28 protein-coding genes and 1 tRNA gene are annotated in these 26,982 nt (G+C 65.4%); 21 read left to right on the top strand and 8 right to left on the bottom strand.

The genetic code is table 11. The annotated features are described in order from the left end of the window. Positions 1–13 precede the first annotated feature (13 nt). The 6 genes from ACVCNR_RS07425 (at position 14) to ACVCNR_RS07400 (ending at position 4,092) form a co-directional block, all read left to right on the top strand. Positions 14–1,300 (top strand): glutamate-5-semialdehyde dehydrogenase, encoded by a 1,287-nt coding sequence (locus tag ACVCNR_RS07425; RefSeq protein WP_447074222.1) that lies wholly within the window; start codon positions 14–16, stop codon positions 1,298–1,300. An 86-nt stretch (positions 1,301–1,386) separates the two neighbouring features. After that, positions 1,387–1,977 carry a nicotinate-nucleotide adenylyltransferase gene (locus ACVCNR_RS07420; RefSeq protein WP_354197281.1) on the top strand — a complete coding sequence of 197 codons (591 nt, stop codon included), beginning with the start codon at positions 1,387–1,389 and terminating at the stop codon, positions 1,975–1,977. 125 nt (positions 1,978–2,102) lie between these two features. Then, positions 2,103–2,177, top strand: a tRNA-Glu gene (locus ACVCNR_RS07415). Positions 2,178–2,285: 108 nt separating this feature from the next. Next, a complete protein-coding gene (locus ACVCNR_RS07410) occupies positions 2,286–2,774 on the top strand; it encodes a hypothetical protein (RefSeq protein ID WP_447074221.1) in 489 nt (162 codons plus the stop codon). Between the two features lie 67 nt (positions 2,775–2,841). Beyond that, positions 2,842–3,243: a DoxX family protein gene (locus ACVCNR_RS07405; protein ID WP_447074220.1), complete on the top strand. Its 402-nt coding sequence runs from the start codon at positions 2,842–2,844 to the stop codon at positions 3,241–3,243. A 162-nt stretch (positions 3,244–3,405) separates the two neighbouring features. Further along, positions 3,406–4,092 carry a hypothetical protein gene (locus ACVCNR_RS07400; protein WP_447074219.1) on the top strand — a complete coding sequence of 229 codons (687 nt, stop codon included), beginning with the start codon at positions 3,406–3,408 and terminating at the stop codon, positions 4,090–4,092. Between the two features lie 83 nt (positions 4,093–4,175). Here the strand turns inward: ACVCNR_RS07400 and ACVCNR_RS07395 are convergent, their stop codons facing one another. Next, on the bottom strand, positions 4,176–4,514 hold the full coding sequence (locus ACVCNR_RS07395) for a hypothetical protein (protein WP_354197190.1): 339 nt from the start codon (positions 4,512–4,514) through the stop codon (positions 4,176–4,178). Between the two features lie 163 nt (positions 4,515–4,677). Between ACVCNR_RS07395 and ACVCNR_RS07390 the strand changes: the two genes are divergently transcribed. From ACVCNR_RS07390 to phoB, 7 genes are all read left to right on the top strand, one after another. After that, positions 4,678–7,929 (top strand): response regulator, encoded by a 3,252-nt coding sequence (locus tag ACVCNR_RS07390; RefSeq protein ID WP_447074218.1) that lies wholly within the window; start codon positions 4,678–4,680, stop codon positions 7,927–7,929. A gap of 240 nt (positions 7,930–8,169) precedes the next feature. Then, positions 8,170–9,207, top strand: coding sequence for a PstS family phosphate ABC transporter substrate-binding protein (locus ACVCNR_RS07385; protein ID WP_447074217.1), 1,038 nt, complete (start codon positions 8,170–8,172; stop codon positions 9,205–9,207). A 78-nt stretch (positions 9,208–9,285) separates the two neighbouring features. Continuing rightward, positions 9,286–10,755, top strand: a complete 1,470-nt coding sequence (gene pstC, locus ACVCNR_RS07380; protein WP_447074216.1) for a phosphate ABC transporter permease subunit PstC — start codon at positions 9,286–9,288, stop codon at positions 10,753–10,755. Continuing rightward, the gene (gene pstA, locus ACVCNR_RS07375; protein ID WP_354197198.1) at positions 10,752–12,083 is read left to right on the top strand and encodes a phosphate ABC transporter permease PstA; all 1,332 of its coding nucleotides are present in this window, start codon (positions 10,752–10,754) and stop codon (positions 12,081–12,083) included. The genes pstC and pstA overlap by 4 nt, the downstream gene beginning before the upstream one ends. A gap of 18 nt (positions 12,084–12,101) precedes the next feature. Continuing rightward, positions 12,102–12,923: a phosphate ABC transporter ATP-binding protein PstB gene (pstB, locus tag ACVCNR_RS07370; protein ID WP_354197200.1), complete on the top strand. Its 822-nt coding sequence runs from the start codon at positions 12,102–12,104 to the stop codon at positions 12,921–12,923. Positions 12,924–12,957: 34 nt separating this feature from the next. Beyond that, positions 12,958–13,665 carry a phosphate signaling complex protein PhoU gene (gene phoU / locus ACVCNR_RS07365; protein WP_354197283.1) on the top strand — a complete coding sequence of 236 codons (708 nt, stop codon included), beginning with the start codon at positions 12,958–12,960 and terminating at the stop codon, positions 13,663–13,665. A gap of 20 nt (positions 13,666–13,685) precedes the next feature. Continuing rightward, positions 13,686–14,375 carry a phosphate regulon transcriptional regulator PhoB gene (gene phoB / locus ACVCNR_RS07360; protein WP_354197202.1) on the top strand — a complete coding sequence of 230 codons (690 nt, stop codon included), beginning with the start codon at positions 13,686–13,688 and terminating at the stop codon, positions 14,373–14,375. Here phoB and ACVCNR_RS07355 read toward each other — a convergent pair. Then, positions 14,354–15,607, bottom strand: coding sequence for an ROK family protein (locus ACVCNR_RS07355; RefSeq protein ID WP_447074215.1), 1,254 nt, complete (start codon positions 15,605–15,607; stop codon positions 14,354–14,356). The two genes, phoB and ACVCNR_RS07355, sit on opposite strands and share 22 nt — an antisense overlap. Before the next feature lie 233 nt (positions 15,608–15,840). Between ACVCNR_RS07355 and xylF the strand changes: the two genes are divergently transcribed. The 4 genes from xylF to ACVCNR_RS07335 all read left to right on the top strand — a co-directional run bounded on the left by xylF (position 15,841) and on the right by ACVCNR_RS07335 (position 21,042). Further along, positions 15,841–16,881: a D-xylose ABC transporter substrate-binding protein gene (gene xylF / locus ACVCNR_RS07350; protein ID WP_447074214.1), complete on the top strand. Its 1,041-nt coding sequence runs from the start codon at positions 15,841–15,843 to the stop codon at positions 16,879–16,881. Positions 16,882–17,206: 325 nt separating this feature from the next. Next, positions 17,207–18,523 carry a sugar ABC transporter permease gene (locus ACVCNR_RS07345; protein ID WP_447074213.1) on the top strand — a complete coding sequence of 439 codons (1,317 nt, stop codon included), beginning with the start codon at positions 17,207–17,209 and terminating at the stop codon, positions 18,521–18,523. A gap of 11 nt (positions 18,524–18,534) precedes the next feature. Then, positions 18,535–19,335, top strand: a complete 801-nt coding sequence (locus ACVCNR_RS07340) for an ATP-binding cassette domain-containing protein (RefSeq protein WP_447074212.1) — start codon at positions 18,535–18,537, stop codon at positions 19,333–19,335. 93 nt (positions 19,336–19,428) lie between these two features. Beyond that, positions 19,429–21,042, top strand: a complete 1,614-nt coding sequence (locus ACVCNR_RS07335) for a CHASE domain-containing protein (RefSeq protein ID WP_447074211.1) — start codon at positions 19,429–19,431, stop codon at positions 21,040–21,042. A gap of 123 nt (positions 21,043–21,165) precedes the next feature. Here the strand turns inward: ACVCNR_RS07335 and ACVCNR_RS07330 are convergent, their stop codons facing one another. The 5 genes from ACVCNR_RS07330 to ACVCNR_RS07310 form a co-directional block, all read right to left on the bottom strand. After that, positions 21,166–21,414: a YMGG-like glycine zipper-containing protein gene (locus ACVCNR_RS07330; protein ID WP_354197214.1), complete on the bottom strand. Its 249-nt coding sequence runs from the start codon at positions 21,412–21,414 to the stop codon at positions 21,166–21,168. 111 nt (positions 21,415–21,525) lie between these two features. Then, entirely contained in the window at positions 21,526–21,828 is a 303-nt protein-coding gene (locus ACVCNR_RS07325; protein WP_447074210.1) for a hypothetical protein, read from the bottom strand. Positions 21,829–21,996: 168 nt separating this feature from the next. Beyond that, positions 21,997–23,046 (bottom strand): sensor histidine kinase, encoded by a 1,050-nt coding sequence (locus ACVCNR_RS07320; protein ID WP_447074209.1) that lies wholly within the window; start codon positions 23,044–23,046, stop codon positions 21,997–21,999. A 155-nt stretch (positions 23,047–23,201) separates the two neighbouring features. Continuing rightward, complete coding sequence (locus tag ACVCNR_RS07315; protein ID WP_082550044.1) at positions 23,202–23,366, bottom strand: DUF1328 domain-containing protein; 165 nt, start codon at positions 23,364–23,366, stop codon at positions 23,202–23,204. A gap of 87 nt (positions 23,367–23,453) precedes the next feature. Further along, entirely contained in the window at positions 23,454–24,251 is a 798-nt protein-coding gene (locus tag ACVCNR_RS07310) for a response regulator (RefSeq protein WP_354197221.1), read from the bottom strand. A 235-nt stretch (positions 24,252–24,486) separates the two neighbouring features. Between ACVCNR_RS07310 and ACVCNR_RS07305 the strand changes: the two genes are divergently transcribed. Both ACVCNR_RS07305 and ACVCNR_RS07300 read left to right on the top strand, forming a co-directional pair. Then, positions 24,487–24,678 carry a NepR family anti-sigma factor gene (locus ACVCNR_RS07305; protein WP_435521584.1) on the top strand — a complete coding sequence of 64 codons (192 nt, stop codon included), beginning with the start codon at positions 24,487–24,489 and terminating at the stop codon, positions 24,676–24,678. Positions 24,679–24,681: 3 nt separating this feature from the next. Beyond that, a complete protein-coding gene (locus ACVCNR_RS07300) occupies positions 24,682–25,230 on the top strand; it encodes a sigma-70 family RNA polymerase sigma factor (RefSeq protein ID WP_354197225.1) in 549 nt (182 codons plus the stop codon). Here the strand turns inward: ACVCNR_RS07300 and ACVCNR_RS07295 are convergent. Then, positions 25,203–25,604 carry a response regulator gene (locus tag ACVCNR_RS07295; protein WP_354197227.1) on the bottom strand — a complete coding sequence of 134 codons (402 nt, stop codon included), beginning with the start codon at positions 25,602–25,604 and terminating at the stop codon, positions 25,203–25,205. The two genes, ACVCNR_RS07300 and ACVCNR_RS07295, sit on opposite strands and share 28 nt — an antisense overlap. Before the next feature lie 153 nt (positions 25,605–25,757). Here ACVCNR_RS07295 and ACVCNR_RS07290 point away from each other — a divergent pair, with 153 nt between their 5' ends. Together ACVCNR_RS07290 and ACVCNR_RS07285 are read left to right on the top strand one after the other, a co-directional pair. After that, positions 25,758–26,531: a Crp/Fnr family transcriptional regulator gene (locus ACVCNR_RS07290; RefSeq protein ID WP_354197229.1), complete on the top strand. Its 774-nt coding sequence runs from the start codon at positions 25,758–25,760 to the stop codon at positions 26,529–26,531. 113 nt (positions 26,532–26,644) lie between these two features. Next, complete coding sequence (locus ACVCNR_RS07285) at positions 26,645–26,971, top strand: ElaB/YgaM/YqjD family protein (RefSeq protein ID WP_354197231.1); 327 nt, start codon at positions 26,645–26,647, stop codon at positions 26,969–26,971. Positions 26,972–26,982: the final 11 nt, after the last annotated feature.

Genomic DNA, 26,982 nt, shown 5'->3' with positions numbered 1-26,982 from the left:
CGGAGTTCGGGACATGCTGAACATGAATGAAGGTTCCCGTCAGGACACCGTGGCGCTGATGGCCGAGCTCGGCCGTAAGGCGCGGGCCGCCGCCCGACCGCTGGCCATCGCCACGGCCGAGCGCAAGCATGCGGCGCTGGTCGCCATGGCCGAGGCCATCACCCGGCGCGAGCAGGAAATCCTCGATGCCAACGCCCTCGACATGGCCAATGGCGAGGAAGCCGGCCTGTCATCGGCCATGCTCGACCGGCTGAAGCTCAACGCGCAGCGCATCCGCGCCATTGCCGACGGCATCAGGGCGATTGCCGAGCTGCGCGACCCGGTGGGCGATGTGATCGCCGAATGGGACCGTCCGAACGGGCTCCACATCGAGCGCGTGCGCACGCCGCTCGGCGTCGTCGGCGTCATCTATGAAAGCCGGCCGAACGTGACAGCCGATGCCGGCGCGCTCTGCCTCAAGGCGGGCAATGCGGTGATCCTGCGCGGCGGCTCCGATTCGCTGAATTCGTCCGGCGCTATTCACGCCTGCCTGGTCGAAGGCCTGAAGGCCGCCGGCCTGCCGCAGGACGCCATCCAGCTCGTGCCGGTCAGCGACCGCGCCGCCGTCGGCGAAATGCTGAAGGGGCTCGGCGGCAGTATCGACGTCATCATCCCGCGCGGCGGCCGCAGCCTGGTCGAGCGCGTGCAGAGCGAGGCGCGCGTGCCGGTGTTCGCGCATCTGGAGGGCATCTGCCACCTCTATGTCGACAGGTCGGCCAATCTCGACATGGCGGTGAAGCTGGCGGTGAACGCCAAGATGCGCCGCACCGGCATTTGCGGTGCGGCCGAGACGCTGCTGGTCGACCGGGCGGTCGCATCCACCCATCTGGTCCCGGTGCTGGAAGCCCTGCGCGACGCCGGTTGCACGATCCGCGCCGACGACGAGGTGCGGGCCGCATTCCCCGATGCCGAACCGGCCACGGAGCAGGACTGGCGCACGGAATATCTCGACGCCATCATTTCGGCGAAGCTGGTGGACGGTGTTGCCGGCGCCATCGGGCACATCGAGACCTATTCCTCGCACCACACCGAGGCCATCGTGGCCGAGGACGCGGCGGCGGTCGAAAAATTCTTCAACGAGATCGATTCGGCGATCCTCCTGCACAATGCCTCGACCCAGTTCGCAGACGGCGGCGAGTTCGGCATGGGGGCCGAGATCGGCATCGCCACCGGCAAGATGCATGCGCGCGGGCCTGTAGGGGTCGAGCAACTCACCTCCTTCAAATACCGGGTGCGCGGATCGGGGCAGGTGCGGTCTTGACCGTTCCGGCACGGCCTTAGGCCCGGCGACCAGGAGGAGGCGGGGAACCCATGCCCGAACAGCCGGTGCAGGCCGCCTATCTGCGCATGCCGCATGTCGAGAAGGGCATGCAGATCGGCTTGTTCGGCGGTTCCTTCAATCCGCCGCATGCCGGCCATGTGCTGGTGGCCGACATCGCGCTGCGCCGGCTGGCGCTCGACCAGCTCTGGTGGATGGTGACGCCCGGCAATCCGCTGAAGAGCACGCGGGAACTGGCGCCGCTTTCCGAACGCCTCCGCCGCTCGCAAGCCATCACGCCCGACCCGCGCATCAAGGTCACCGCCTTCGAGGCGGCGCATCACGTGCGCTACACGGCCGATACGCTGGCGCTGGTGCGGGCCCGCAACCCGGGCGTCGATTTCGTCTGGATTATGGGCGCCGACAGCCTGCGCGATTTCCACCGCTGGGAGCGCTGGCGCGAGATCATGCTGACCTTTCCCGTCGCGGTCATCGACCGGCCCGGCGCGACGCTCTCCTTCCTGTCGTCGATCGTCGCCAAGACCTTCGACTATGCGCGGGTCGACGAGGCGGACGCGCCGCTTCTGGCGCGCATGAAGGCGCCGGCATGGACCTTCATCCACGGCCCGCGCTCGACGCTTTCATCGACCGCGATCCGCAACGGCGATTCCGGAAAATAGGCGGCCCGGCTGGCGCTTGCCGCAATTATCCGCGCCTCATTCGACTTCTTCCGAAGCATTGTGAGGAAAAGGGATTGTCCCTGTTGCTTTTTCCAATCCGGCAGCCTATATCGCGGACCTCGGCTGCGCCCATCGTCTAGCGGTCAGGACGGCGCCCTCTCACGGCGCAAACAGGGGTTCGATTCCCCTTGGGCGTACCAATCTTTTTTCCCGCAAATGCTGTCTGTTTCCGCCTGTCAAGGCGTGCCTTGGCATAGGCAGGTTTGCTACGCTGCCAGCCGCCACAGATTCGTTTGCACGGGTACGTCATGAGCAAGGCCGTCACTTCCTTTGTCCTGATCGCCGTTCTGGGCGGCCTGCTGATGGTGCTCAGCCTTGCCGTCGCGCGCCATGACTATCCGTTCGGGATGGTCGGCGTGCGCCGGCTCGAAGGCATCGCCTCGCCCCAGAACTTCGTGCCGCTGGCTGCGCTCTATTTCTTCAGCGCCATGCTGATGATGATCCTGCCGCTGAAGGCGGCGAGCATGGTGCTGGTCAATGCCGCTGACGCGCTGATGTGGACGGCGATCGCATTGTTCGCGGCGATCGTCGGCTGCGTGCTGGCGCGCTGGGCGTTCGGCCAGTCAAGCATAGTGCGCGTCCTGTGGGACTGGCGCTTCCTGTTCGCGATGGCAATCGTCGGCTGCCATCTGGCGCTGAACGCGCTGCGCCGCAACGTTTTGTTGCGCAGCCTCGCCTTCGCCGGCTTTGCCGCCCTGACGCTCGCCTGCCTTTTCTGGGACTTCACCCTGCGCTGAAAGGGCACTTGCCGGCTGCGTGGCGCGATGATCTTATGCGGACCTCGATGGGCAACGGGGGACTTCGATGCCGCAGATCATCAATGCAATCCTGAATGCCGGCTGGTTCGGCTATCTCGCCCGCATCGTGCTGACCTTCATGTTCTGGTCGAGCGGCCTTTCCAAGCTGATCGATTTCAACGCCGGCGCCGGCGAGATGGTGCATTTCGGACTCGAGCCCGGCTGGCTGTTCAATCTCGCCACCATCATCGTCCAGATCGGCGGATCGCTGCTCATCATCTTCAACCGGTGGACCTGGCTGGGCGCCGGGGCACTTGCCGTCTTCACCGTGGCGACCATTCCGATTGCCCATAACTTCTGGGCGATGGAAGAGCCGTTCAAGACGATCGAGTTCCTTCTTATGATAGAGCACATCTCGGTCATCGGCGCGCTGATGGTCGTCGCCTATGCCTCCGTGCGGAAATCCTGACATCGGGCACGTGCTCCATAGTTGTCCGCGGGCCGACCTCAAACGTTAAAATTGATTCATCAATATTACCGCTTCGTTGATAAATGAGGCGAACAATCCTCCCTGCAGCAAAGGCTTCCGGGCTGTCGGCAGCCATGCTGGCATGATGCAAGGAGGAAGTTCATGTCCATATCGAGATCGACAGGAATGCTGGCGAAGCTGGCTTGTGCATCCGTTTTTGCCGTGGCGCTGGCCTTGCCCGCGCAGGCGCTGGATATCGGCGGCAGAGGGTTGGGCGTCAGCGTCGACGGGCGAAACGGCGGCCTCGGCGTGGGCGTGTCGGTAGGCGGGTCCAAAGGCGTCAATGCCGGTGTCGGGGTAGGCGCCAGCAAAGGGCTCGGCGTGGGTGTCGGCACTTCGGTTGGCGGCAAGAACGGGGTGAATGCGGGGCTTGGCGCCAATGTCGGTGGCAAGAGCGCTGTTTCGGCCGGACTGGGTGCCTCGATCGGCGGCAAGGGCGGCGTCAATGCCGGACTGGGTGCCAATGTCGGCGGCAAGGGCGGTATCGGAGCCGGCGTGGGCGTCGGTGTCGGCAACGGTATCTCCGCCGGTGTCGGCATCGGTGTGGGAACCGGGCCGGGCACCAGGCCGGGCACGCCGGGAACCCCCGGGACACCTGGAACTCCAGGAAATCCGGGCACTCCGGGAACCCCGGGCGTGAATCCCGGCGTGTCCGGCGTGGTGGCCGGGATGTCGGCGGGCGAGGTGCGGATGCTGCGCAAGAGATGCGTCGACATCCTCGGGAATCCGGGCGCCTACGATGCCCAGTTGGCCCAACTGTGCCGGATCCTGCAGGTGGCGGCGCGCTAGACCAGCGCGCACCGGACCAAGGCCGTCGTCAATCGGAAGCGGAAGGCCGCCCCTGCCGGGCGGCCTTTCCGATTCGGGCTCGGCTACTGGCACACCATCCGCACGCGCCCGCCGGTATCCTGGGCCGGGCCGCAGGAGACCGTCGTTCCCGCAGGTTCGGTTACGGGTGCCGCATTGGCGCTTGGCGGAGCGGTCCGCCTTGCCGGCGCTGCCGGCTGATAGCGGGGCGCGACGACCGGGAAGACGTCGGAGCCGCTGTGCACCGGTGGCGTCTGCGTGCCCGAGGAGCCCTTGTCCCAGATGCGGCGGGCGTCGATCTGCCTTGGAATCACCACCGTGCCGTCATCCGTGCGCGCGCAGCCGGCACCCGTGAGGAGAAGCCCGGAAACGACGACAGGCGAAAGGCGCGCGAGCTTGAACATGGCCTGATTCCGATAACGTGGGTGGCAGTCGTTGGCAATGCAGGTCCTATCCTGCCACGGAAGCCGGGTCGCGACAGGCCTGCTTGCCATATGATTAGCAGACGGTTAAGCCTTGTCACCAGCATCCCGATGGCGCGCATGCGGGGTGCCCGGCGGGGATCAGATGGGCAAGGCGCACGAGCCGATCGAGCAGGCAAGCTCCGAAGAAGGCTGGCAGTGGGCAACCGATGCCGAGCTGCGCTTTTCCTGGCTCTCGGACAACTACCATGCCGCCACCGGCATCGCGCCGGACACGGTGATCGGCCGGTTCCGCTTCGACTTCATGGAGCAACTGCGCCACGGCAGCCGGACAGCGATGGCGCATCTGAGCGACCTGCAGGAGCGCCGGCCGTTTCGCGATTTCGTCTACGAGCTGAAGGACGGCTCGGCGCGTTGTCGGTGGATTTCGACCAGCGGCGACCCGCAGTTCAATGCCGACGGCAGCTTTGCCGGTTATCGCGGCCGGGCGCGCAACATCACCGCCATCGTCGCACAGGCACGCGACCTGCTGCCGGCGCCCTCGGCCGTGGTGCGGGAGGCCCGGCAGGCCATGGCGGCGCTCAACGCGATCAGCGACGCGCTGTGCCTTTATGACGAGAACGATGTTCTCGTGCTCCATAACGATGCGCTGCTCCAGATCTATTGCGGGCTTGCCGACGTCATCCGACCGGGCATCACATATGGCGAAATCCTTGATGCCGGCCTGCAGCGTGGGCTGTGGGACACGGACGGGCTCGACCGGGGGAGCTGGCGCGAAAAGGTGCTCGCCGCCCGGCGCAACGCGTCGGGCGAGCCGCTGTTGATCCGCTTTTCAAGCGGCCGCATCATTCTGCAACGGTCGATCAGCACCGATACCGGCATGCTGATCGCCACCTGCGTCGATGTGACGGAACTGGAAGGCCACAAGGCCGATGCGCTCAGTGCCGAGGCGCGCAGCCACCAGTTGCGCATCGACCTCGAACGGACGGTGGACATGCTCGACATGGCCATCGTCATCGTCGACGAAAAGCTCAATGTCGAGCTCGTCAACCGGGCGTTCTGGAGGCTGTGGAACGTGTCGCCCGACGCGATCGGGGCCGGCTGCCCGTTCCGCGACCTTATGGAAGCCGATCGCCACACCGGCGTCTATGGCGTGGAGGCGCATGTCTGGGAGGACTATGTCGCGCGCCGTCTGGCCGAAATCCGGGGTGGCGAGGTGGCGCCGCGCGAATTCCGGCGCGCCGACGGCTGCACGCTGATCTATTCCGTCGTGGCGCTTTCGGGCGGGCGGCGTCTGATCTCCTACTATGACGTCACGGCGCTGAAGGACCGCGAAAGGGCGCTGCGCGAAAGCATGCGCGAGAACGAATTGTTCCGCAGCCTGATCGACAACGTGCCGGTGTCGATCTACGCCAAGCATGCCGACCTCAGGCAATTCTACGTCAATCGCGGCTGGATCGAACTGACCGGCATTGCCGCCGAAGAGGCGGTCGGCAAGACCGACATGGAACTGTTCGGCGTGGACGGCCAGGAGATGACCGACAGCGACCTGGCCGTGCTGCGCACCGGCCAGACGCAGGAAAGCGAGGAGGTGGTGGTTGCGGCCGACGGGACGGTCCGCCACCAGTTCGCGCGCAAGAGCGCCATGACCGCCTCCGACGGGTCGCTCTATCTGATCGGCTCGACCACCGACATCACCGAGCTGAAGCTGCGGGAAGCGGAACTGGAGGAGGCGCGCCGCCGGGCCGAGCTGGCCGACCGCGCCAAGTCGGAATTCCTGGCCAATATGAGCCATGAGATCCGCACGCCGATGAACGGCGTGCTCGGCATGGCCGAACTCCTGTCGAAGACCGATCTCGACCAGAAGCAGCGGACCTTCGCCGACATCATCGTCAAGTCCGGCCATGCCCTCCTGAACATCATCAACGACATCCTCGATTTTTCGAAGATCGATGCCGGGCAGATGGTGCTCGACCCGGCGCCGTTCCCGTTGAACGAGGTGATCGAGGACGCCATGGCCCTGGTCACGGCCCATGCGCGGGAAAAGGACGTGGAACTGGTGATCCGCGTCGAGCCCGACCTGGGGGACCAGTTCGTCGGGGATGCGGGGCGCATCCGCCAGGTGCTGCTCAATCTCCTCGGCAACGCCGTCAAGTTCACCGACAGCGGCCATGTGCTGGTCGATGTGTCCGGACAGGATGCGGACGGCCGCACGAGGCTGCATTTTGCGGTGACCGATACGGGCATCGGCATTCCGGCCGACAAGCTTGCGCTGGTCTTCGACAAGTTCAGCCAGGTCGACGGCTCGTCGACGCGCCGGCACGAGGGCACCGGGCTCGGCCTTGCCATCTCCTCGCGGCTGGTGGCCCTGATGGGCGGCGAGATCGGCGTGGAAAGCGTGGAGGGCAAAGGATCGACCTTCTGGTTCGAGATCACGCTCGACAAGGCCGGCGCCGGGACCAGACGCGCCCCGCCGGTGGACGTGACCGGCGCGCGCATCCTCATTGTCGACGACAATGCGGTCAACCGCGCCATCCTGTCGGAGCAGATGCAGGCCTGGGCGTTCGATTCCTGTGCTGCGGCCAACGGCATGGAAGGCCTGAAGGTCCTGGAAGCGGCGGCCGCGCGCGGCATCGGTGTGGAGTGCGTCGTGCTCGACTACCAGATGCCCGGCATGAACGGCCCCGACGTGGCGCGCGCCATACGGGGCACGCCGGCGCTTGCCGACACACCGATCGTGTTGCTCACTTCGGTCGATCATTCGGTGTCCGACCCCCAGTGCCGCGATCTCGGCATCCATGCCCATCTGACCAAGCCGGTGCGTTCGTCGGCGCTGCTGGAGACGGTGGTCGATGCGATCCAGCGCCATCGGGGCAGCGCCTCCCATGCGGAGGCGCAGGAGCCCGAGGAGGCGCCCGATGCAGCGAATACGGGGCCCGTGCGGCCATCGCCCGTTGTGGAGGAAAGGCCGGTGCGGGACGGGGGCCTCGATATCCTGGTGGCCGAGGACAACGAGGTGAACCAGCTCGTCTTCACGCAGATCCTGTCCGAGAGCGGCTACAGTTTCGAGATCGTCGCCAACGGCCAGCTTGCGGTCGGGGCGTTCCAGAACCTGCGGCCGCGCATGATCCTCATGGATGTCTCCATGCCGCTGATGAACGGCTACGAGGCGACCAGGCGCATCCGCCAGATCGGGGGCGTCGACGGTCCGCATGTGCCGATCGTCGGGGTCACCGCCCATGCGCTCAAGGGCGACCGGGAGCGGTGCCTCGAATGCGGCATGGACGACTATCTGCCGAAGCCGGTCAGTCCCCGGGCTCTGATGGCCAAGCTGGAACGCTGGCTCGGCCGCGCGCCGGGTGCCGGACAGGCGCAGCAGGAAACCGGGCGCGGCTAGGGCGGCAGCAAAGCGCCGCGGCGGCGGTTATGGTTTTGCCAAAAAACCGGATTCCACTTTCTCTTCCGATGCTTCAGCCCAGGGCCTGCCGCTCCGGTCGAAAGGCCGGCGCCGGCGGTCTTCGCAAAGCTTAATCGGACTGACACCAAACTGTCATGCGACTGTAATAAACGGGGTCTATTGGCCAGACCGGGCGCTAAGGAAGCGCTGCCAGAGACCTTGCGAACAGGAGCAGGCCACATGAAAAGATACGTTCTCACCGCGTCGGTTGCGGCGCTCGCGCTGGCCGCCACGGCCGGCTTCGCCTCGGCGCGCGACCAGATCCAGATCGCCGGTTCGTCGACCGTTCTTCCCTACGCCAAGATCGTTGCCGAGAACTTCTCGGAAGCCTTCTCCGACTTCAAGACGCCGGTCGTGGAATCGGGCGGCTCCTCCGGCGGCCTCAAGGAATTCTGCAAGGGCGTCGGTGAAAACACCATCGACATCGCCAATTCCTCGCGCCCGATCAAGGAATCGGAAGTCAAGGCCTGCGCCGATGCCGGCGTGACCGAGATCCAGGAAGTGCGCATCGGCTATGACGGCATCGTCTTCGCCACCGACATCAACGGTCCCGACTGGGCCCTGACCGCGCAGGACATCTACAAGGCGCTGGCCGCGCAGGTCGTCGTCGACGGCAAGCTGGTCGACAACAAGGTCGCCATGTGGAACGAAGTGAACCCGGCGCTGCCCGACTGGGATATCGCCGCCTACATTCCCGGCGAGAAGCACGGCACCCGCGAAGTCTTCGAAGAGAAGCTGATGACCGAGGGCTGCAAGGCTTCGGGCGCGCTCGACGCCATCAAGGCCGCCGGCGCCGACGACAAGGCCGCCGCTGCCGCCTGCATCGCGGTGCGCAAGGACGGCAAGGCCGTGGACATCGACGGCGACTACACCGAGACGCTCGCCCGCATCGACTCCAACAAGACCGGCGTCGGCGTGTTCGGCCTCGCCTTCTACGAGAACAATGCCGACAAGCTGAAGGTCGCCACCGTCGAGGGCGTGGCCCCCTCCGTCGAGACCATCGCGAAGGGCGAATATCCTGTGTCGCGGCCGCTGTTCTTCTACGTGAAGAAGGCGCACCTCGATGTCGTGCCCGGCCTGAAGGAGTATGTGAACTTCTTCCTCGCCGACGAGATGGTCGGCCCCGACAGCCCGCTGGCCGAATACGGCCTGGTGTCGGCGCCCGACGCGGAACGCGACGAGCAGCGCGCGGCCTTCGAGGCCGGCAAGACCATGTAACGATCCGGCGCGGGGCGCGCCTGCCGCGCCCCGCTCCCTTTCAGGTGTGCAGCGAATAGAGCCAACCGGATACACTTCATGAGCGTTTCCTGGGTCCTTGCCGTCATCCTCGCCATAGGCGTCGCGGCTTATCTCGTGGCACGGCTGCGGGCGACGCGGCTGGAGCCTCAGGCCGGCGTCAAGCAGCACTCGCTGCCCGGCTACCATGGTTCCTATGCGCTCATCCTGGCGATCTTTCCCGCCGTCATCTTCTTTGCCATCTGGAAGGTGGCGAGCCCGCTCTACATCGACGGCGCGGTGTGGCGCAGCCTGCCCGACCAGGTGCGCACCGCCTCCGACGTGAACCGCTCGCTCACCACAAGCACCGTCTACACCATCGGCACCGGGTTACGCCGTCTCAACACCGGCGAGCTGGAGCAGGTGCGCTCCGGACAGGCTGACCTCAAGGCACTGTTTGCCACCAAGGGCGTGGCGATGGCCTCCAATGGCGAGGCCTACATGGTCCCCGCCGCCGAAACCTACAATTCCATGACCGATGCCTCGGTGCGCTATTCGGGCATCATTGCGGTGCTTCTGTCGCTGGCGGGCGCCTGGCTCGGCCTGTCCGGCATCACGCTGCGCCGCCGTGCCCGCAACAATGTCGAGCGGGTCATGCTGTGGGGGCTGATCGGCGCGTCCACCGTCGCCATCCTCACCACGGTCGGCATCGTGCTGTCGATGCTGTTCCAGACGCTGGCCTTCTTCCAGTCGGTGCCGCTGTCCAACTTCTTCTTCGGCACGGTGTGGGACCCGCGCTTCGCCGCCGCCGGCTCGGGCGGCGCGACCGGCCAGTTCGGCCTCATCCCGCTGCTGGCCGGCACGCTCTACATCGCGCTGGTGGCGATGCTGTTCGCCGTGCCGGTCGGCCTGTTCGCCGCCATCTACATGTCCGAATACGCCTCGCGGAAGGTGCGCTCGGTGGTCAAGCCGGTGCTCGAGGTGCTCGCCGGCATTCCTACAATCGTCTACGGTATCTTCGCGCTGGTGACGGTCGGCCCGCTGCTGCGCGACATCTCGGCAGCCCTTGCCGGCGGCCAGCCCCTCATCATGGCGCAGAGCGTGCTTACCGCCGGCCTCGTCATGGGCATCATGCTCATCCCCTTCGTGTCGTCGCTGTCCGACGACATCATCAGCGCGGTGCCGCGCGCCCTGCATGACGGTTCGCTGGGGCTCGGCGCGACGCGCTCCGAGACTGTGCGCAACGTCATCCTGCCGGCGGCGCTGCCGGGCATCGTCGGGGCGCTGCTGCTCACCGCCTCGCGCGCCATTGGCGAGACCATGATCGTGGTGCTGGCGGCCGGCGTCGCGGCCAACCTCACCATCAACCCGGGCGAGGCGATGACGACCATCACCGTCAAGATTGTCAACCAGCTCACCGGCGACCTCGAATTCACCTCGCCGCAGACGCTGGTCGCCTTCGCGCTCGGCATCACGCTGTTCGTCATCACGCTCGGCATGAACGTGCTGGCGCTCTACATCGTGCGCAAATATCGGGAACAGTACGAATGACCGACATCCCGTTCGATCAAGGCGCGGTTGCGGATGCGGTGGCGCCGCCCCGCCGCGATATCGGCCTCAAGCGCCGCTACCGCGCCGAGCGCCGGTTCCGCCTCTACGGCCTTGTCGCCATCGGCATCGGCATCTTCTTCCTGGCGGCGCTGCTGTTCACGGTGATCCGGGGCGGCTACACCGCCTTCTGGCAGACCTCGATCAGCCTGCCCGTTACCTTCGACGCCGATGTGATCGATCCCGACGGCAAGCGGGCCAGCGATCCGGCCGTGTTGTCCACCGCCAACTATCCGCTGCTGGCGCGCAATGCGCTGGCCGCCAGGCTCGGCATCGATGTCGAGGCGCCGGAGGCGAGGGCCGATCTGCGCCTGCTGTCGGGCATGATCTCGCAAGGCGTGCGCACGCAACTGCGCAACATGGTCATCGCAGACCCCTCGATCATCGGCACCACGCGTGACGTGTGGGTGCTGGCCGCCGCCGACGTCGATTCCGCCCACAAGGGCCAGATCGATCTTTCGGTTCCCGAATCGCGGCGCAAGGTGAAGGACAAGCAGGTCGGCTGGATGAAGACGCTGAGCGCCGACGGCGCCATGGTCGAGCGCTTCAACCGCGGCCTGTTCACCTTCGGCGCCTCCAGCCGGCCGGAGACGGCGGGCATGGGCGTGGCGCTGATCGGCTCGCTCTACATGATGCTGATCGTGCTGGTTCTGGCGCTGCCGATCGGCGTCGCCGCCTCCATCTACCTGGAGGAGTTCGCGCCGAAGAACCGGTGGACCGACCTGATCGAGGTCAACATCAACAACCTCGCCGCGGTGCCGTCGATCGTGTTCGGCCTGCTCGGCCTTGCCGTGTTCGTCAACTTCGCCGGCCTGCCGCGTTCGGCCTCGCTGGTCGGCGGACTGGTGCTGACGCTGATGACGCTGCCGACGATCATCATCGCCACCCGCGCCGCGCTCAAGGCGGTGCCGCCATCGATCCGCGCCGGCGCGCTTGGCATCGGCGCCTCCAAGATGCAGACCGTGTTCCACCACGTGCTGCCGCTGGCCGCACCCGGCATCCTCACCGGCACCATCATCGGCCTGGCGCAGGCGCTGGGCGAAACCGCGCCGCTGCTGCTGATCGGCATGGTGGCCTTCGTGGCCGACTATCCGGCGACGCCGATGGACCCGGCCACCGCGCTGCCGGTGCAGATCTACATGTGGGCCAACGAGGCCGAGCGCGCCTTCGTGGAACGCACCTCCGGCGCCATCATCATCCTTCTGCTTTTCCTTGCCGCGATGAACCTGGCCGCAATTCTGCTGCGCCGGCGCTTCGAACGGCGCTGGTAGATCAAGGAAACAACACCCGTGAACATCATGAGCGAAGCAAGCATCGAAACCGCAGTGAACGACAGGACGGCCGCCGCCCCGGAAACCGTCAAGATGCGGGGCGAGAAGGTCGGCGTCTTCTACGGCGACAAGCAGGCGCTGTTCGACGTGGACCTTCTGGTGCGCCAGAACCAGGTGACGGCGCTGATCGGCCCGTCCGGCTGCGGCAAGTCCACCTTCCTGCGCTGCCTCAACCGCATGAACGACACCATCGACAACGCCCGCGTGGTCGGCAGGATCACGCTGGACGGCGAGGACATCTACGATCGCAACATCGACGTGGTCGAGCTGCGCTCGCGCGTCGGCATGGTGTTCCAGAAGCCGAACCCGTTCCCGAAGTCGATCTACGAGAACGTGGCCTACGGGCCGCGCATCCACGGCCTTGCCCGCAGCAAGACCGAACTGGACGCCATCGTAGAATCGAGCCTCAAGCGGGCCGGCCTGTTCAACGAGGTGAAGGACCGGCTGCACGAGCCGGGCACCGGCCTGTCGGGCGGCCAGCAGCAGCGCCTGTGCATCGCGCGCGCCATCGCCGTGTCGCCGGAGGTGATCCTGATGGACGAGCCGTGCTCGGCGCTCGACCCGATCGCCACGGCGCGCGTCGAGGAGCTGATCGACGAGCTGCGCGAGAACTACACCATCGTCATCGTCACCCACTCCATGCAGCAGGCGGCGCGCGTCTCGCAGCGCACGGCCATGTTCCATCTCGGCAATCTGGTCGAGGAGGGGCCGACGGAGAAGATGTTCACCAACCCCGACGACAAGCGCACGCAGGACTACATCACCGGCCGTTTCGGCTGAGTGCGCTGGCGTTCCAACAGATGAGGATTGGATGATGGGTGCCCATACGGTGACCGCCTTCGACGACGATCTGCAGGAGATCGAAAGGCTGGTGCGGGACATGGTCAGTCTGGCGCGGTCGATGGTCGACGAGGCGACGCAGAGCCTGATCGTTCCCGATACGGCGCTGGCGCAGCGCGTCGTTTCCGAGGATGCCGTCATGGACAGCTTGCAGCGCACCCTGGACGACCGCGCCATCACGCTGATCGCCAAGCGCCAGCCGATGGCGCAGGACCTGCGCGCCGTGGTCGGCGCCATCCGCATGGCCGGCGATCTGGAGCGGATCGGCGACCTCGCCAAGAACATCGCCAAGCGGGTCGATGCCGTGGGCAAGTCGGCGATGCCGCGCGGCCTCGCCCGCTCCATCGAGGACATGGCCGAACTGGTGCTGGAGCAGGTGCAGGGCGTGATCGACCAGTATGGCGCGCGCAACCCTGAGGAACTGGTGCGGCTGCGCGACGAGGACGAACTGATCGACGTCAAATACACGTCGGTGTTCCGCGAATTGCTGACCTATATGATGGAGGATGCGCGCAACATCACCGCCTGCACGCATCTGCTGTTCTGCGCCAAGAATCTGGAACGGATCGGCGACCATGTGACCAATATCGCCGAAAATGCCTATTATGTGCTGACCGGCGAGCAATTGCCGGCGCATCGGCCGAAGCAGGACGAGACCGGCGTGCCAGTGCCGGCGGCCTGAGTGTTTCGAGGAGACGAGGCATGATCGCACCCCGCATCATGGTGGTCGAGGATGAGGAGCCGCTGGGCGTGCTCCTGCGCTACAATCTCGAGGCCGAGGGCTATCAGGTCGAGATCGTCACGCGCGGCGACGAGGCCGAGTTGCGGTTGCAGGAAAACGTGCCCGATCTTCTGGTGCTCGACTGGATGGTGCCGGCGATCTCCGGCATCGAACTGTGCCGGCGGCTGCGCATGCGCGAGCAGACCGAGCGCCTGCCGATCATCATGCTGACGGCGCGCGGCGAGGAGAGCGACCGGGTGCGCGGCCTCTCGACCGGGGCCGACGACTATCTGGTCAAGCCGTTCTCCATGCCCGAGCTGGTGGCGCGGGTGAAGGCGCTGCTGCGCCGGGCCAAGCCCGAGGTGCTGTCCTCGGTGCTCAAGGTCGGCGACATCGTGCTCGACCGCGAGCAGCACCGCGTCTACCGCAAGAAGAGCGAGATCAAGCTCGGCCCCACCGAATTCCGCCTGCTGGAATTCATGATGCAGCATCCCGGCCGGGTGTTCTCGCGCGGGCAACTGCTCGACAATGTCTGGGGCGAGACGATCTATATCGACGAGCGCACGGTGGACGTGCATGTCGGGCGGCTGCGCAAGGCCGTCAACACCGGTCGCATGCCGGATGTCATCCGCACCGTGCGCGGTTCGGGCTACGCCATCAGGGAAGACTGAGACGAGTCGGCGCCTTCCGTGCCCGACCTGCCCGAGGCGAAGATCTGGTGGTCGACATGGGTCAGCGCCCGCATGGCGCAGCCTTCGCGCAGCAGGGCGATCTGGTCGGGCTCGATGCTGAAGCTGATCGAGCCCGAATGATGGCCGCCGGCGGTCCTGGCGATCGCCTCGCGCAGCGCCGGCTCGATCAGGTCGAAGGCGGCCGCGTTCAGTCCGACCAGCGCCACGGGGGCGGGGTCGATGAGGGCGAACAGGCTGCCGAGACCGAAGCCCAGCGCCTCGCCGGCGATGCGGAAGGCCTGGCGCTCGGGCCCGTCCTGCGCGCGGGCGGCGTCGGCCAGCGCCCGCATTTCCGCCTCGTCTATGTCGCCGCGCGGCTCCTCGCTCTCGTCGTGGCCGCTGGCGTTGCGCCAGATGGCGTAGCTGCCGGCATAGGCCTCGATGCAGCCGCGCCGGCCGCAGCGGCAGAGCGCCCCGTCGGGGCGGTGGACCATATGGCCGAACTCGACGCCGGACGAATGGGTGCCGGTGAACATCGCCCCCTTCAGCACCAGCCCCATGCCGATGCCGTGCGACAGCAGGATGGCGATGAAGTCGTCGCGATAGCGTTGGGGGTCGCGCCAGCGCAACGCCTCGGCCATCATGTTGGAGTCGTTCTCCACCGTCACCGGCACGGAGAACTCGGCTTCGAGCAGGTCGGTGAAGGGGATGTCGGTGTGCGGCGTGATCGGGGACCACAGCATGGAACGGCCCTGCGCGTCGGTGATGCCCTGTATGGCCAGCACGATGCGCAGCACCGGCCGGCCCTCGCGCGCCTTGTGTTCGAGCCGGCGGCGGAGCATGGCCACGCATTCGGCGATCAGTTCGTCGCGGGGGAGGGCGCGCGTGTCGAGGCGGCGCTGCTCCTCCTCCAAAAGGTTGCCGGCATAGTCGAGGCTGACGGCCGCCAGGCTGTTCAGCGACAGCATCAGCGTGACGACGCATGCCGCCAGGGGATGGAGCGCAAGCCCGACCTGCGGCCGGCCGCGCTTGAGGGCAGGCGGCTCCTGCCGCGTTTCCAGCAATATGCCCTCGGCGATCAGGTCGGACGAAATGGCCGAGATGGTGGAATGGCTGAGCCCGGTGATGGCGGCGATCTCGGTGCGCGAGACCTGTCCGCCGCGCCGTGCGGCAGCGATCACCATGGCGCGGTTGCGCCGGCGCAGATCGTCGTGCCGCATTCCAACGGTCATGGCCTTCGAACTCCTCCCGTCCTGCTTGCCGCCCATAGCAGGCAGCCAAGTGTGTCAGAAGCGCCGGGTGCTGTCATTATTTAATTCGAGTTTCGAAATAAATAGCCCGACGGCGACGAAATCCGTTGACACCGTCCCGTCCTTGCGCCACACTTTTTTCGAGGCTCGAAAAAAGTCTCCAGTCGGCTTAACGGGTCAGATCAGTGGCGCCCGCTGGGCGCAGGGAGGAAATCATGAGGAAATTCACGGCCGCCATTCTGGCAGGGGCCGCCTTGTCGCTGACGCTTGTCGCCACCGCGCAGGCCAAGGACAAGGTCATCGGCGTTTCCTGGTCGAACTTCCAGGAAGAGCGTTGGAAGACCGATGAGGCGGCGATGAAGGCCGCCATCGAAGCCGCCGGCGACAAGTATATTTCGGCCGACGCGCAGTCGTCGGCCTCCAAGCAGCTCACCGATGTCGAAAGCCTGATCAGCCAAGGCGCCAATGCGCTCATCATCCTGGCGCAGGACGCCTCGGCCATCGGCCCGGCTGTGCAGAAGGCGCTCGACGAGGGCATCCCGGTGGTCGGCTATGACCGCCTGATCGAGAACAAGGACGTCTTCTACCTCACCTTCGACAACAAGGAAGTCGGCCGCTTGCAGGCCAGCGAGGTGTTCAAGCTGAAGCCCGAGGGCAACTACGTCTTCATCAAGGGCTCGGGCGCCGATCCGAACGCCGATTTCCTGTTCTCCGGCCAGATGGAAGTGCTGAAGGAGGCCATCGATTCCGGCAAGATCAAGAATGTCGGCGAGGCCTATACGGACGGCTGGCTGCCGGCCAACGCCCAGAAGAACATGGAGCAGTTCCTGACCGCCAACGACAACAATGTCGATGCGGTGGTGGCCTCCAATGACGGCACCGCCGGTGGCGCCATCGCCGCGCTTCAGGCGCAGGGCCTTGCCGGCTCGGTGCCGGTTTCGGGCCAGGACGGCGACCATGCCGCGCTGAACCGCATCGCGCTCGGCACCCAGACCGTGTCGGTGTGGAAGGACGCGCGCGAGCTTGGCAAGAACGCGGCGCAGATCGCCAGCGAACTGGCCGACGGCAAGGCGATGACCGACATCGCCAATGTGCAGGACTTCACCACGCCGGGCGGCAACACCGTCAAGTCGGTGTTCCTGACGCCGGTCGCGATCACCAAGGACAATCTCAACGTCGTCATCGATGCCGGCTGGATCACCAAGGATGCGGTCTGCACCGGCGTCGCGGCGGGCAGTGTCGCTGCCTGCGACTGAGCCGTTCCGGTTTCGGAAGCGCCGGGATTCCGGCGCTTCCGCCCTGAATGCGGCCATCTGCCGTGGCGTGCCCGGCATGAAATCCTCGAACTTCGAAACCGATGAGAGAAGCCGGGCGCCTTGCCGATCCGGCTTGCAAAACCGCTATGCACTTTTGCTGGAATTGCCCTGGATCGCCGTGCGTCCATCCGGACGCACAAAGGACGATCCAAATTATTGATAGAGCATCGGAATCACCGAAAACCGGATTCCACTTTTCGGTCCGATGCTCTAGCATGACCGTGCGGCGCATTTGGCGGCCTGTCCTGGCCGGCGGGAGGAACCCATGAACGATGCGACCTCAGCGACGACGGCCGACCGGGCGCGGGAGGCTGATCTCGGCCTGCTCGGCCGCTTCCTCAAGGCGACGGAACTCGACACCCGCATGCTGGGCATGCTCGGCGCGCTGGTGCTCATCTGGATCGTGCTGCATTTTCTTTCCGGCGGCCTGTTCCTGACGCCGCGCAACCTGTGGAACCTGTCGGTGCAGACCTCCTCGGTGGCGATCATGGCCACCGGCATGGTGCTGGTCATCGTGCTGCGCAACATCGACCTGTCGGTGGGCTCGATGGAGGGCATCGTCGGCATGATCATGGGCGTCCTGCAGGCGCAGATCCTCATCCGGGTGATGGGATTTCCGCTCGGCGATCCATGGATATGGGTGATCGCGCTTGCCTGCGGCATCCTCGCGGGCCTGCTCATCGGCGCGTTCCAGGGTTTCATCATCGCCTATCTCGAGGTCCCTGCCTTCATCGTCACGCTCGGCGGGCTGCTGATCTGGCGCGGCGCCGCCTGGTGGGTCACCAGCGGCCAGACGGTGGCGCCGCTCGACGCCACCTTCCAGCTCATGGGCGGCGGGCCGATGGGCTCGATCGGGGCCGGCTGGAGCTGGGCGGTGGCGGTGGCCGGCTGCCTCGGCGTCGCCTTCCTGATGCTCAACGGGCGCAGGCAGCGCAAGCGCTTCCGCTTCCCCCTGCGGCCGGTCTGGGCCGAAGTGCTGCTCGGCGGCGTCGCCTGCGCGGCGATCCTCGGCGCGGTGTGGGTGGCGAACTCCTATCCCTGGCCGGTCGGCATCGTGCGCCGCTACGCCGAGGCGCGTGGCATCGAGGTGCCGGAAGGCGGCCTGTTCATCGCCCATGGCATCGCCATTCCCGTGCTGATGGCGGTCGCCGTCGGCATCGTCATGACCTTAGTGACCAACCGCACCCGCTTCGGCCGCTATGTCTTCGCCATCGGCGGCAATCCGGAGGCGGCGAACCTCGCCGGCATCAACACGCGCTGGGTGACCATGAAGGTGTTCATGATCATGGGCGTGCTGGTGGCGATCAGCGCCGCGATCTCGTCGGCCCGCCTAAATGCCGCGACCAATGCGCTGGGCACGCTGGACGAGCTTCTGGTGATCGCCGCCGCCGTCATCGGCGGCACGTCGCTGGCCGGCGGCTCGGGCACCATCATCGGGGCCATGCTCGGCGCATTGCTCATGCAGTCGCTGCAATCGGGCATGGTGCTGCTCGGCATCGATTCGCCGTTGCAGAACATCGTCGTCGGCGCCGTGCTGGTCATCGCGGTGTGGCTCGACACCGTCTACCGCAAGCGGGTGTAGGAGGAACGACCATGGCGGAAGCCGCAAACAGCAGCGCCGTGCCGCTCATCGACATGCGCAACATCTCCATCGCCTTCGGCGGCATCCGCGCCGTCGACGACGCCTCCGTCGACCTCTATGCCGGCGAGGTGGTGGCGCTGCTCGGTCACAACGGCGCGGGCAAGTCGACGCTGATCAAGATCCTGTCGGGCGCCTACAAGCGCGATGCCGGCGAGATCTTCGTCAATGGCGAGGAAGCGGTGATCAACAATCCGCGCGACGCCAAGAAATACGGCATCGAGACGATCTACCAGACGCTGGCGCTGGCCGACAATGTCGACGCCGCCGCCAACCTGTTCCTCGGTCGCGAGCTGATGACGCGGTGGAACACGCTGGACGACGTGGCGATGGAAGCCGAGGCGCGCAAGGTGATGGGCCGCCTCAACCCGCGCTTCCAGCGCTTCAAGGAGCCGGTGATCAAGCTGTCGGGCGGCCAGCGCCAATCGGTGGCGATCGCCCGCGCCATCCTGTTCAATGCCCGCATCCTCATCATGGACGAGCCGACGGCGGCGCTGGGGCCGCAGGAGACGGCGCAGGTCGGCGAGCTTGTGCGCCAGCTCAAGGCCGACGGCATCGGCATCTTCCTCATCAGCCACGACATCCACGACGTGTTCGATCTCGCCGACCGGGTCTGCGTGATGAAGAACGGCCAGGTAGTCGGAACGGCAAGGACCCAGGACGTCACCAAGGACGAGGTGCTGGGCATGATCATCCTCGGGAAATGCCCGCCGGGCGCCATCCCGGGGCCGGGGGCGCTGAAGATAGCGGCATGAATGCAACAACGTGACCAGCCCGGGCACGCGCCAGCTTGTCAAGGCGCGCGGACTTGCTAGAAATGCAGTCCCAGGCAAGGATCGCGTAGCCAGTTGAAGAGACTTTTCCCGCTTCTGACGTTTCTGGCCGTTGCGCTGATCAGCATGGTGATGGCGGGCTTCGCCTATTTCGCCACGCAGGAAGCGACACGGATCAAGTTCGAGGCGACGGTGGACGACGCGATCTCGCGCATCGACACTCGTCTCGACCTGCATTTGACCATGCTGCGGGCCACCCAGGCGTTCTTCGATGCCCATGGCAACCACGTTTCCCGCAACGAGTTCCAGGCTTTCATCTCGGCGCTCGATGTGGGGGTGAATTTCCCCGGTCTGCGTGGCATCGGCTTCCTCCAGCTTGTCCGCAAGGGAGACGAGGAACTTGCCGAGCGCGCCATCCGCCAGGAACAGGGGCTCGACCGCAAGGTCTATCCGGAATCGACCCAGCAATGGCGCACCCCGATCCTGATGTTCGAGCCGCTCAAGCCGTCGAGCGATTCGGTGATCGGCTTCGACATGTTCAGCGAGCCGGCCCGCCGGGAGGCCATCGAGGCGGCGATGAAGGACGACGCGCATCACGCCACCGGGCCGGTCATGCTGGGCGGCAACAGCGGCGTCGAGCCCTATCCGGGCTTCATCGTTTTTGCCCGGTTGAAGCAGGATGCCTCGCCGGGAACGGTCGCGACCAGCACGCCGGTCACGCAGGGCTTTCTCTATGCCGCCTTCCGCGCCAACGAACTGTTCCAGTTGGCGCTGCGGCGCATACCCCTGCTGCCGGTCCATGTCGAAATCTACGACGGCGAGGTCGAGCCGCAGCGGCTGATGTTCAGTTCCGCCACCCCGGCGGCCACCACCCTCGGCGGGATCGTCGATACAAGGCGGATGAATGTCGCCGGGCGGCAGTGGATCCTGCAATTCCAGCCGACAAGCGCGTTCTCGCCGCCATCGTCGCGGGTCATCCCGGTCATGCTCGGTCTGTTCGGGCTGTTGCTGGCCGGGGCCATTGCGCTCGTCGCCCGCTACAAGGAGCGCGCCTATCATGCGGCCGAGCAGCTTCACGAAACGGCGGAAAAGAGCCTGCTGGAAAAGGACCTGATGCTTCAGGAGATGAAGCACCGGATCAAGAACCTCATCACCCGCATCCTCGCCATCGCCCGGCAGACGGCGTCGCGCGCCACCGACGTCAAGGAATTCTCCGATTCCTTTGCCGCGCGCCTTCAGGCGATGGCCGCCTCGCAGGACATGCTCACCCGCTCGCGCTGGCAGAAGGCGGACCTCAGCGAACTGCTGCGCATCGAGCTCGGCCAGGTGTTCGGCAAGGACCTGCCGGACGGCCTGCTGTCCGGCCCGCAGGTCCTGCTGGACGAGACGGCGACGCAGGCGCTGGGCCTCACCTTCCACGAGCTGGCCACCAATGCGCTGAAATATGGCGAGGCCGGGCATTCAGTGGATGCGCTGAAGGTCGAGTGGCGGATGGAGCGGCTCGACCGGAAACGGATGCTGGTCCTCAACTGGCGCGAATCCGGGCAGGAGGGACTTGCCGAGCCGGCAAGCACGGGCTTCGGCACCAAGCTCATCGATATGAACATCACGCGCGAGCTGAACGGCTCCATCGAGCGCCGCTTCCTGCCCAGCGGCCTGCAGGTCGAGATCAGGATTCCGCTGAAATAGGCGGGTCCGAACGCCGCCCACCTTTTTCCGGCACCGCCGGCTGGAAAGCCTGGTGACCGTGACAGGGCCAAAAAAGAAGGCCGGGATGCCCGGCCTTCCTTGTTGTCCTGTTCGTTGCCCCGATCAGTTGCAGCGGGCGGTGTAGATGCGGCGCGTATCGGGGTCGCGATACTGGCAATAGCCGTTGCGCAGGTTGCGCACCAGCAAGCCGGATCCGGCGCCAACCGCCGTACCGATCAGGGCGCCCCTGCCGCCGCCGGCAATGCCGCCGATGACCGCACCGGCCGCCGCGCCGACGCCCACATCCTGTTCGGTGGTCGTGCAGCCGCTGAGGGCCGCCAACGCCGCAACGACGACGATGATCTTCCGCATTTAGTCACTCCTCTCGCTTCAATGTCCCTCGCCTCGTGGCGATCACATGCCGATTAACACACTACCGTCAAGGTTGTGCCAGCGATTTCCCTTGCCGGCAACATGGGCTTTTCAAGGGCGATGACCGTTGGAGGCAACCTGCATGCCGCCCTTTTCGACCGTCGCTTCCAGCGTGCCGTTCGGATGCACGTGCCAGACGATCTCGGCATATTCGTCTTCAAGAGCCGGATCGACCGCGATGCAGGTGCCGAAGACGCGCTCCGTACGCTTCGAGAACGCGTTCAGGGCCGGCTGCTTTTCTGCAGCGCACTCCTCTACGGTTTCGAATACGGTGGTCGGGGCCGGCAACTCCGCGCATTGCGAAAGGTCACCCGAACACCCGATGATCAGCAATACTGCAGCAATGTGTTCCATGGCGTTGTCCTCTGGACAAGGAAACGCACAGGGTGACCCAAGGTTCCGGTCCTGCGAGCCTGCCCAAGGGTCTATGGCGTATCGCCCAATAGTCGGAACCGATCCGCCAATGACCTCAGGTCGTGGAAACAAGAGCCCCAAACGGAGAGCGTCAAGCCGCTCCGGCGCTCAGTCGGCCTCGAAATTCCCGCTTGGAATGAGCAGCCGATATTCGAGCCGGTCGTCGACCAGTTCGAGCGATGCCTGGCCGTTGAGCGCCGCGGGCACGACGCGTTCCAGCGTGACGCGCCTGAAATCCCGGTTGGGCGGCAGCTCGCTGCCCCGGTCAAGCCGTTCGACCCATGACAGATGCAGGGATGGGCTGTCCGTCGCATCGCCGCCATCCGCCATTTCCGAGCGCACGTTGATCTTGCCGCCGGGATGCGACAGGGCCCCGTGTGAGAGCGAGTTCACCACCAGCTCATGCATGGCAAGGCCGATATGGAGCGCGGCATTGGGGTTGAGATAGGGGTTTATGCCTTCGAAGTGCAGCTCGCTTTCGTTATAGGCCGCGTTGTGGCCGAACTGCCCCTGGATCAGCTCGCGCAGCTCGGCACCGCGCCAGTTGGAGGAGGTGACGAGGTCCTGCGAGGCGGCCAGCGATTGCAGCCGGCCCTGGAAGCTGGTCAGGAAGTCGGAAATGGTCTCCGAATGCCGGCCGGTCTGGCTGGCAATACTCTGGATGATGGCCAGCAGGTTCTTGGAGCGGTGGCTGACCTCGCGCAGCAGGGCGCGCAGGCTCTGTTCGCGGCGCTTGCGCTCGGTCGTCTCGACCTTGGTGGTCATGACGCCGCGGACGACGCCTTTCTCGTCGTGATCGGGATCGACCCAGATCTCGAACCAGCGCAGCCCGTCGTCGCCGGGGGCGTTGATCTCGAAGCGGTGGGCGTTGCCGGTGGCGATGGCGTCCTCCCGCGCGGAGATGATGCGGGAAGTCTGTGACGGCGGCAGGATGGTGTCGCCCTCGGCGCCTTGCATCCAGGGGGCGGCCATGTTGCGGGCCCACACGGTCCTCAGGTCCCTGTCCTGATAGAGGACGGACACGCCGGCGTTGCGCAAGGCGTGGAGCAAAGCCCTGCCGAGCTGGGATTCGTCGCGTAGTGACGGGTCTATGACCTCGTCGCTTGCCTTGGGGTCGCTCACCTGGGGTGGTGCCCTGGAATCGGTTTTTGAACCCATTTTATCTACTCTCTGGGTACCGGCCGTACGACACGCCTAATGAGATTCCGTCAAAAATGCGTTCCGCCGGACAGCGCTTCATTGCAAAGCACTGCCCGGCGGCGGCTGGAAACCGGTTGAGGGGGGCGGTTTCCAGTTCTCGGAAAACCGTTCGTTCATGCACGCCTGAAAATACCGGCCAGCAGCGATATCACCAGGAAGGCCAGGAAGATGAAGAACAGGATCTTGGCGATGCCGGCCGAAGCGCCGGCAATGCCGCCGAAACCGAGCGCGCCGGCTATGATGGCGACGACGAGGAATACAAGCGTCCAGTAAAGCATTGATCGAACTCCTCTTTATCTTCTCTGGCACATTCGCCTGAAAAAACGCCGCCTCACGGCAATGGTTCCGCAGTTGCCGGAAAAATATCAGGCGGCGGCCTTTGCCTGCCGGTCGAAGAACAGGGCCTGGCTGATCAGGGCCTTGACCATGTCCGGGTTGAACGGCTTGGTCACCAGGAAGGCGGGCTCCGGGCGTTCGCCGGTGAGAAGGCGCTCGGGGAAGGCGGTGATGAAGATCACCGGCACCGGCGTGGCGGAGAGGATCTCGTTGACCGCATCGATGCCCGAGCTGCCGTCGGCGAGCTGGATGTCGGCCAGGACCATGCGCGGATGCGACTTTGCGAACATGCCGACCGCCTCGGCATGGGTGCGGGCGATGCCGACCACGCGATGGCCCAGGCTTTCCACCATTTCCTCGATGTCCATGGCGATCAGCGGCTCGTCCTCGATGATCAGGATGTCGGTCGCCACCTGCCGCGAAATCTCGCTGCTCGCCTCGGCCAGCAACCGGGAGAACTCGGCTTCGTCGAGGTCGAGGATCTCGGCCGCCTGCTTTTCATCGAATCCCTCGACGGCGACCAGCAGGAAGGCCTGGCGCGGGCGCGGGGCCAGGGCGTTGAGATTGGCGGCCGCGTTCTGTTCCCAGTCGGGAAGGGCGGATTGCTCCTGCGGAATGCGGATCGCCACCGAGGTGAACATGCGGGCGAAGATCTTGTAGAGGGCGATGCGGTCGCTGGAGGCCTCGGGGAAAATGCTGGTGTCGGCGATGATCGCCTCGAGCATCGCCGCGACCAGCGCATCGCCGCTTTCCTGCGAGCCGGAGACGGCACGCGAGAATCGGCGCAGGAAAGGCAGGTGCGGGGCAATTGTAGCGGACAGAGTCACGATGTACGTCTCCCTCATATGACGCGTTGCATGAAAAGCCGGATGCAAGGGTTTGCAAGGCCTGAGGCACAAAAACACGCTGCAATGCAAAAAGTTCCAGCCTGGATGGAACTAAATTGGCTAAGGGACGTTTGCGGCTGGATCGATCAACGCGGGGGCTGCGCTTGTTTCGTTTCGTGCGAGGGCGTGATGGGACAGGCGATCAGGGTATGGGACAGAAGGCAGAATGAAAACATTGGACAAGAACACGACGGCCAGCGCTCCGGGGCGCGAGAGCCGTACTGCGGACCCGCTCGGGCCAAATTCCGAAATCGGCCGAAAGCTCAAGCAATATTACGACGACCTCGTTCATGACGAGGTTCCCGATCGTTTTGCGGAATTGCTGGGCCAGCTCGAGCGAGCCGAGACGGCTCAGGACAAGGACTGATGCATGGCCGTGACCGCAGGTTTCAAGGACGATCTGCTGAAGGCAATCCCCAGTCTTCGGGCCTTCGCCGTGTCGTTGTCGCAGAATGTCGACAAGGCGGACGACCTCGTACAGGAAACGCTCGTCAAGGCTTGGGACAAGCATGAGAGCTTCCAGCCCGGCACCAACCTCAAGGCCTGGCTGTTCACCATCCTGCGCAACGAATTCTATTCCCAGATGCGCAAACGCGGCCGCGAGGTGCAGGACACGGACGGCATCATGACCGCGCGGCTGGCCGTCCATCCGGCCCAGCACGGGCAGCTCGATCTGGACGATTTCCGCAGCGCGCTGGAGCAGCTTCCGGAAGACCAGCGCGAGGCCATCATCCTCATCGGCGCCTCGGGCTTTTCCTACGAAGAGGCGGCCGAGATCTGCGGTTGTGCCATCGGCACCATCAAGAGCCGCGTCAGCCGGGCCCGCTCGCGCCTGCAGGAGATCATGCAGATTTCGGGCGAGGAGGATTTCGGGCCAGACGCAATTTCCACTCAGGTGATGACGTCGCCGGCCGACTGAGAAGGCGCGGCCCTGTGGGCCGCCGCCAGCGCCCTTACCAGATCGTCACCGGAATAGGGCTTTTCCACCAGCTCGACATATGGGAAGCGCACCCTGATCTCGTCCGTCATCATATGGCCGGAAGCGAAGATGAAAGGGATGCCCTGCTGTTGCAGGCGGGCCGCGAAATCCAGGGTCGGCACGCCGTTGATCATCAGGTCGACGATGGCGGCGTCGATCCCGTCGGTGAGGCTGCCATCGCCGAGTTCCGCATGCCGCCCCGCGATGGAGACTTGCGCGGCGCCGTGGTCGAGGCAGATCGTCTCGACATCCAGAGCGATCAGATATTCATCTTCGACCAGAAGAATGTGCAGACCGTCGAGCGGGGTGGCCACGGGCAGGTACTCCCTCAAAGGAGGGCACTCATGTCTGTTAGGGGGGCTGTTGTCATTTAAAAATGACATAGGATCGTCGGTATCGGGGCGGATTGTCGGTGTGGGGCCGGAACTTTCCGGGCTGCGGTCGATTTCAGGAGGATGAAGGCGGAAATGGGGAACGAGAGCGGGGAGCTTTTGCCGGAAACGGGGTCGGCACGGCGTTATCCATGTGAAGAATGCCCTTTGAGGCCGCTGCCGGCGTTTCGCGCGTTCGAGCCTGAGGAGCTGGAGTTCATCGCCCGTTTCAAGCGCGGCGAGCTGGTCGTCGACCGGGGGGCGACGGTGCTGGTCGAGGGCAGCCACAGCCCGCATCTCTATACCGTGCTGTCGGGCTGGGGCTTCCGTTTCAAGCTGCTGCCGGATGGACGCCGCCAGATCCTCAACTATGTCATGCCGGGGGACCTGATCGGCCTGCAAGGCAGCATCATGGGCGAGATGCAGCATTCGGTGGAAGCGCTTTCGGGACTGATCCTGTGCGTGTTCGAGCGCGACAAGCTGCTGGAACTCTACAGCAAGCATCCGGGCCTCGCCTATGACATCACCTGGCTCGCTTCCCGCGAGGAGCGGATGCTGGACGAAAACCTTTTGAGCGTCGGCCGCCGCAGCGCGATCGAGCGCGCGGCCTATCTGCTCGCCTTCATTCATGAGCGGGCGCGCGCCGGAGGGCTGGGAACGCGCAGCCGGGTGGCCATTCCCATCACCCAGCAGCATATCGCCGACACGCTGGGCCTGTCGCTGGTCCACACCAACAAGACGCTGCGCAAGCTTGTCCAGCGCGGTGTCATCGAGTGGCGCGACGGCGGCTGCGAGGTAGTTGACCTCCAGAAACTTCTGTATATTTCCGGCTGGGAGGGGCTGGACGAAGGCAAGCGGCCGCTCGTTTGAGCGGGCAGGCAGCCGGGTGTCGCAAGGAAGGCGGGTCTGCGGGCAACGAGGCTGGAACCTTGGCGCATGCCCGGCGTTGTGATCCCGGCTACACGAAACACAAGGAGTTGATCATGGCCGCAGCAGCCGGAAAATCCGCAGTCGACAACAAGACCAATCCCGATCTCGAAGCCGACATCCGCCAGTTGAAGGCCGATATCGAGAAACTGGCCAAGCAGCTTGCGGAAACCGGGGAGCATGGTTACGGCACCGCGCGCAGGGCTGCGGTTCAGGGCGTCGAGCAACTGCGTGTGCAGGGCGAGGCGGCCATGGACAGCCTCAAGAGCAATGCCCGCGACCTGGAGGAGCAGGTGCTTGCCAGTGTGCGCGAGAAGCCGGTGACGTCGCTCGCCATCGCGGCCGGCGTCGGCTTCCTGTTCGCCCTCCTGTCGCGCCGCTGACGGCGTCAGGC

The organism is Aquamicrobium terrae (genome assembly GCF_052978165.1).
The sequence above is the reverse complement of the archived record's forward strand: the minus strand, read 5'-3'. Positions and strand labels throughout refer to the sequence as shown.

What these genes read in the sequence shown, in the direction of transcription:
- ACVCNR_RS07425 (WP_447074222.1), top strand. Translation starts at nt 14, where the DNA reads ATGCTGAACATGAATGAAGGTTCCCGTCAGGACACCGTGGCGCTGATG.
- ACVCNR_RS07420 (WP_354197281.1), top strand. Translation starts at nt 1,387, where the DNA reads ATGCCGCATGTCGAGAAGGGCATGCAGATCGGCTTGTTCGGCGGTTCC.
- ACVCNR_RS07410 (WP_447074221.1), top strand. Translation starts at nt 2,286, where the DNA reads ATGAGCAAGGCCGTCACTTCCTTTGTCCTGATCGCCGTTCTGGGCGGC.
- ACVCNR_RS07405 (WP_447074220.1), top strand. Translation starts at nt 2,842, where the DNA reads ATGCCGCAGATCATCAATGCAATCCTGAATGCCGGCTGGTTCGGCTAT.
- ACVCNR_RS07400 (WP_447074219.1), top strand. Translation starts at nt 3,406, where the DNA reads ATGTCCATATCGAGATCGACAGGAATGCTGGCGAAGCTGGCTTGTGCA.
- ACVCNR_RS07395 (WP_354197190.1), bottom strand. Translation starts at nt 4,514, where the DNA reads ATGTTCAAGCTCGCGCGCCTTTCGCCTGTCGTCGTTTCCGGGCTTCTC.
- ACVCNR_RS07390 (WP_447074218.1), top strand. Translation starts at nt 4,678, where the DNA reads ATGGGCAAGGCGCACGAGCCGATCGAGCAGGCAAGCTCCGAAGAAGGC.
- ACVCNR_RS07385 (WP_447074217.1), top strand. Translation starts at nt 8,170, where the DNA reads ATGAAAAGATACGTTCTCACCGCGTCGGTTGCGGCGCTCGCGCTGGCC.
- pstC (WP_447074216.1), top strand. Translation starts at nt 9,286, where the DNA reads ATGAGCGTTTCCTGGGTCCTTGCCGTCATCCTCGCCATAGGCGTCGCG.
- pstA (WP_354197198.1), top strand. Translation starts at nt 10,752, where the DNA reads ATGACCGACATCCCGTTCGATCAAGGCGCGGTTGCGGATGCGGTGGCG.
- phoU (WP_354197283.1), top strand. Translation starts at nt 12,958, where the DNA reads ATGGGTGCCCATACGGTGACCGCCTTCGACGACGATCTGCAGGAGATC.
- phoB (WP_354197202.1), top strand. Translation starts at nt 13,686, where the DNA reads ATGATCGCACCCCGCATCATGGTGGTCGAGGATGAGGAGCCGCTGGGC.
- ACVCNR_RS07355 (WP_447074215.1), bottom strand. Translation starts at nt 15,607, where the DNA reads ATGACCGTTGGAATGCGGCACGACGATCTGCGCCGGCGCAACCGCGCC.
- xylF (WP_447074214.1), top strand. Translation starts at nt 15,841, where the DNA reads ATGAGGAAATTCACGGCCGCCATTCTGGCAGGGGCCGCCTTGTCGCTG.
- ACVCNR_RS07345 (WP_447074213.1), top strand. Translation starts at nt 17,207, where the DNA reads ATGAACGATGCGACCTCAGCGACGACGGCCGACCGGGCGCGGGAGGCT.
- ACVCNR_RS07340 (WP_447074212.1), top strand. Translation starts at nt 18,535, where the DNA reads ATGGCGGAAGCCGCAAACAGCAGCGCCGTGCCGCTCATCGACATGCGC.
- ACVCNR_RS07330 (WP_354197214.1), bottom strand. Translation starts at nt 21,414, where the DNA reads ATGCGGAAGATCATCGTCGTCGTTGCGGCGTTGGCGGCCCTCAGCGGC.
- ACVCNR_RS07325 (WP_447074210.1), bottom strand. Translation starts at nt 21,828, where the DNA reads ATGGAACACATTGCTGCAGTATTGCTGATCATCGGGTGTTCGGGTGAC.
- ACVCNR_RS07320 (WP_447074209.1), bottom strand. Translation starts at nt 23,046, where the DNA reads ATGGGTTCAAAAACCGATTCCAGGGCACCACCCCAGGTGAGCGACCCC.
- ACVCNR_RS07315 (WP_082550044.1), bottom strand. Translation starts at nt 23,366, where the DNA reads ATGCTTTACTGGACGCTTGTATTCCTCGTCGTCGCCATCATAGCCGGC.
- ACVCNR_RS07300 (WP_354197225.1), top strand. Translation starts at nt 24,682, where the DNA reads ATGGCCGTGACCGCAGGTTTCAAGGACGATCTGCTGAAGGCAATCCCC.
- ACVCNR_RS07290 (WP_354197229.1), top strand. Translation starts at nt 25,758, where the DNA reads ATGGGGAACGAGAGCGGGGAGCTTTTGCCGGAAACGGGGTCGGCACGG.
- ACVCNR_RS07285 (WP_354197231.1), top strand. Translation starts at nt 26,645, where the DNA reads ATGGCCGCAGCAGCCGGAAAATCCGCAGTCGACAACAAGACCAATCCC.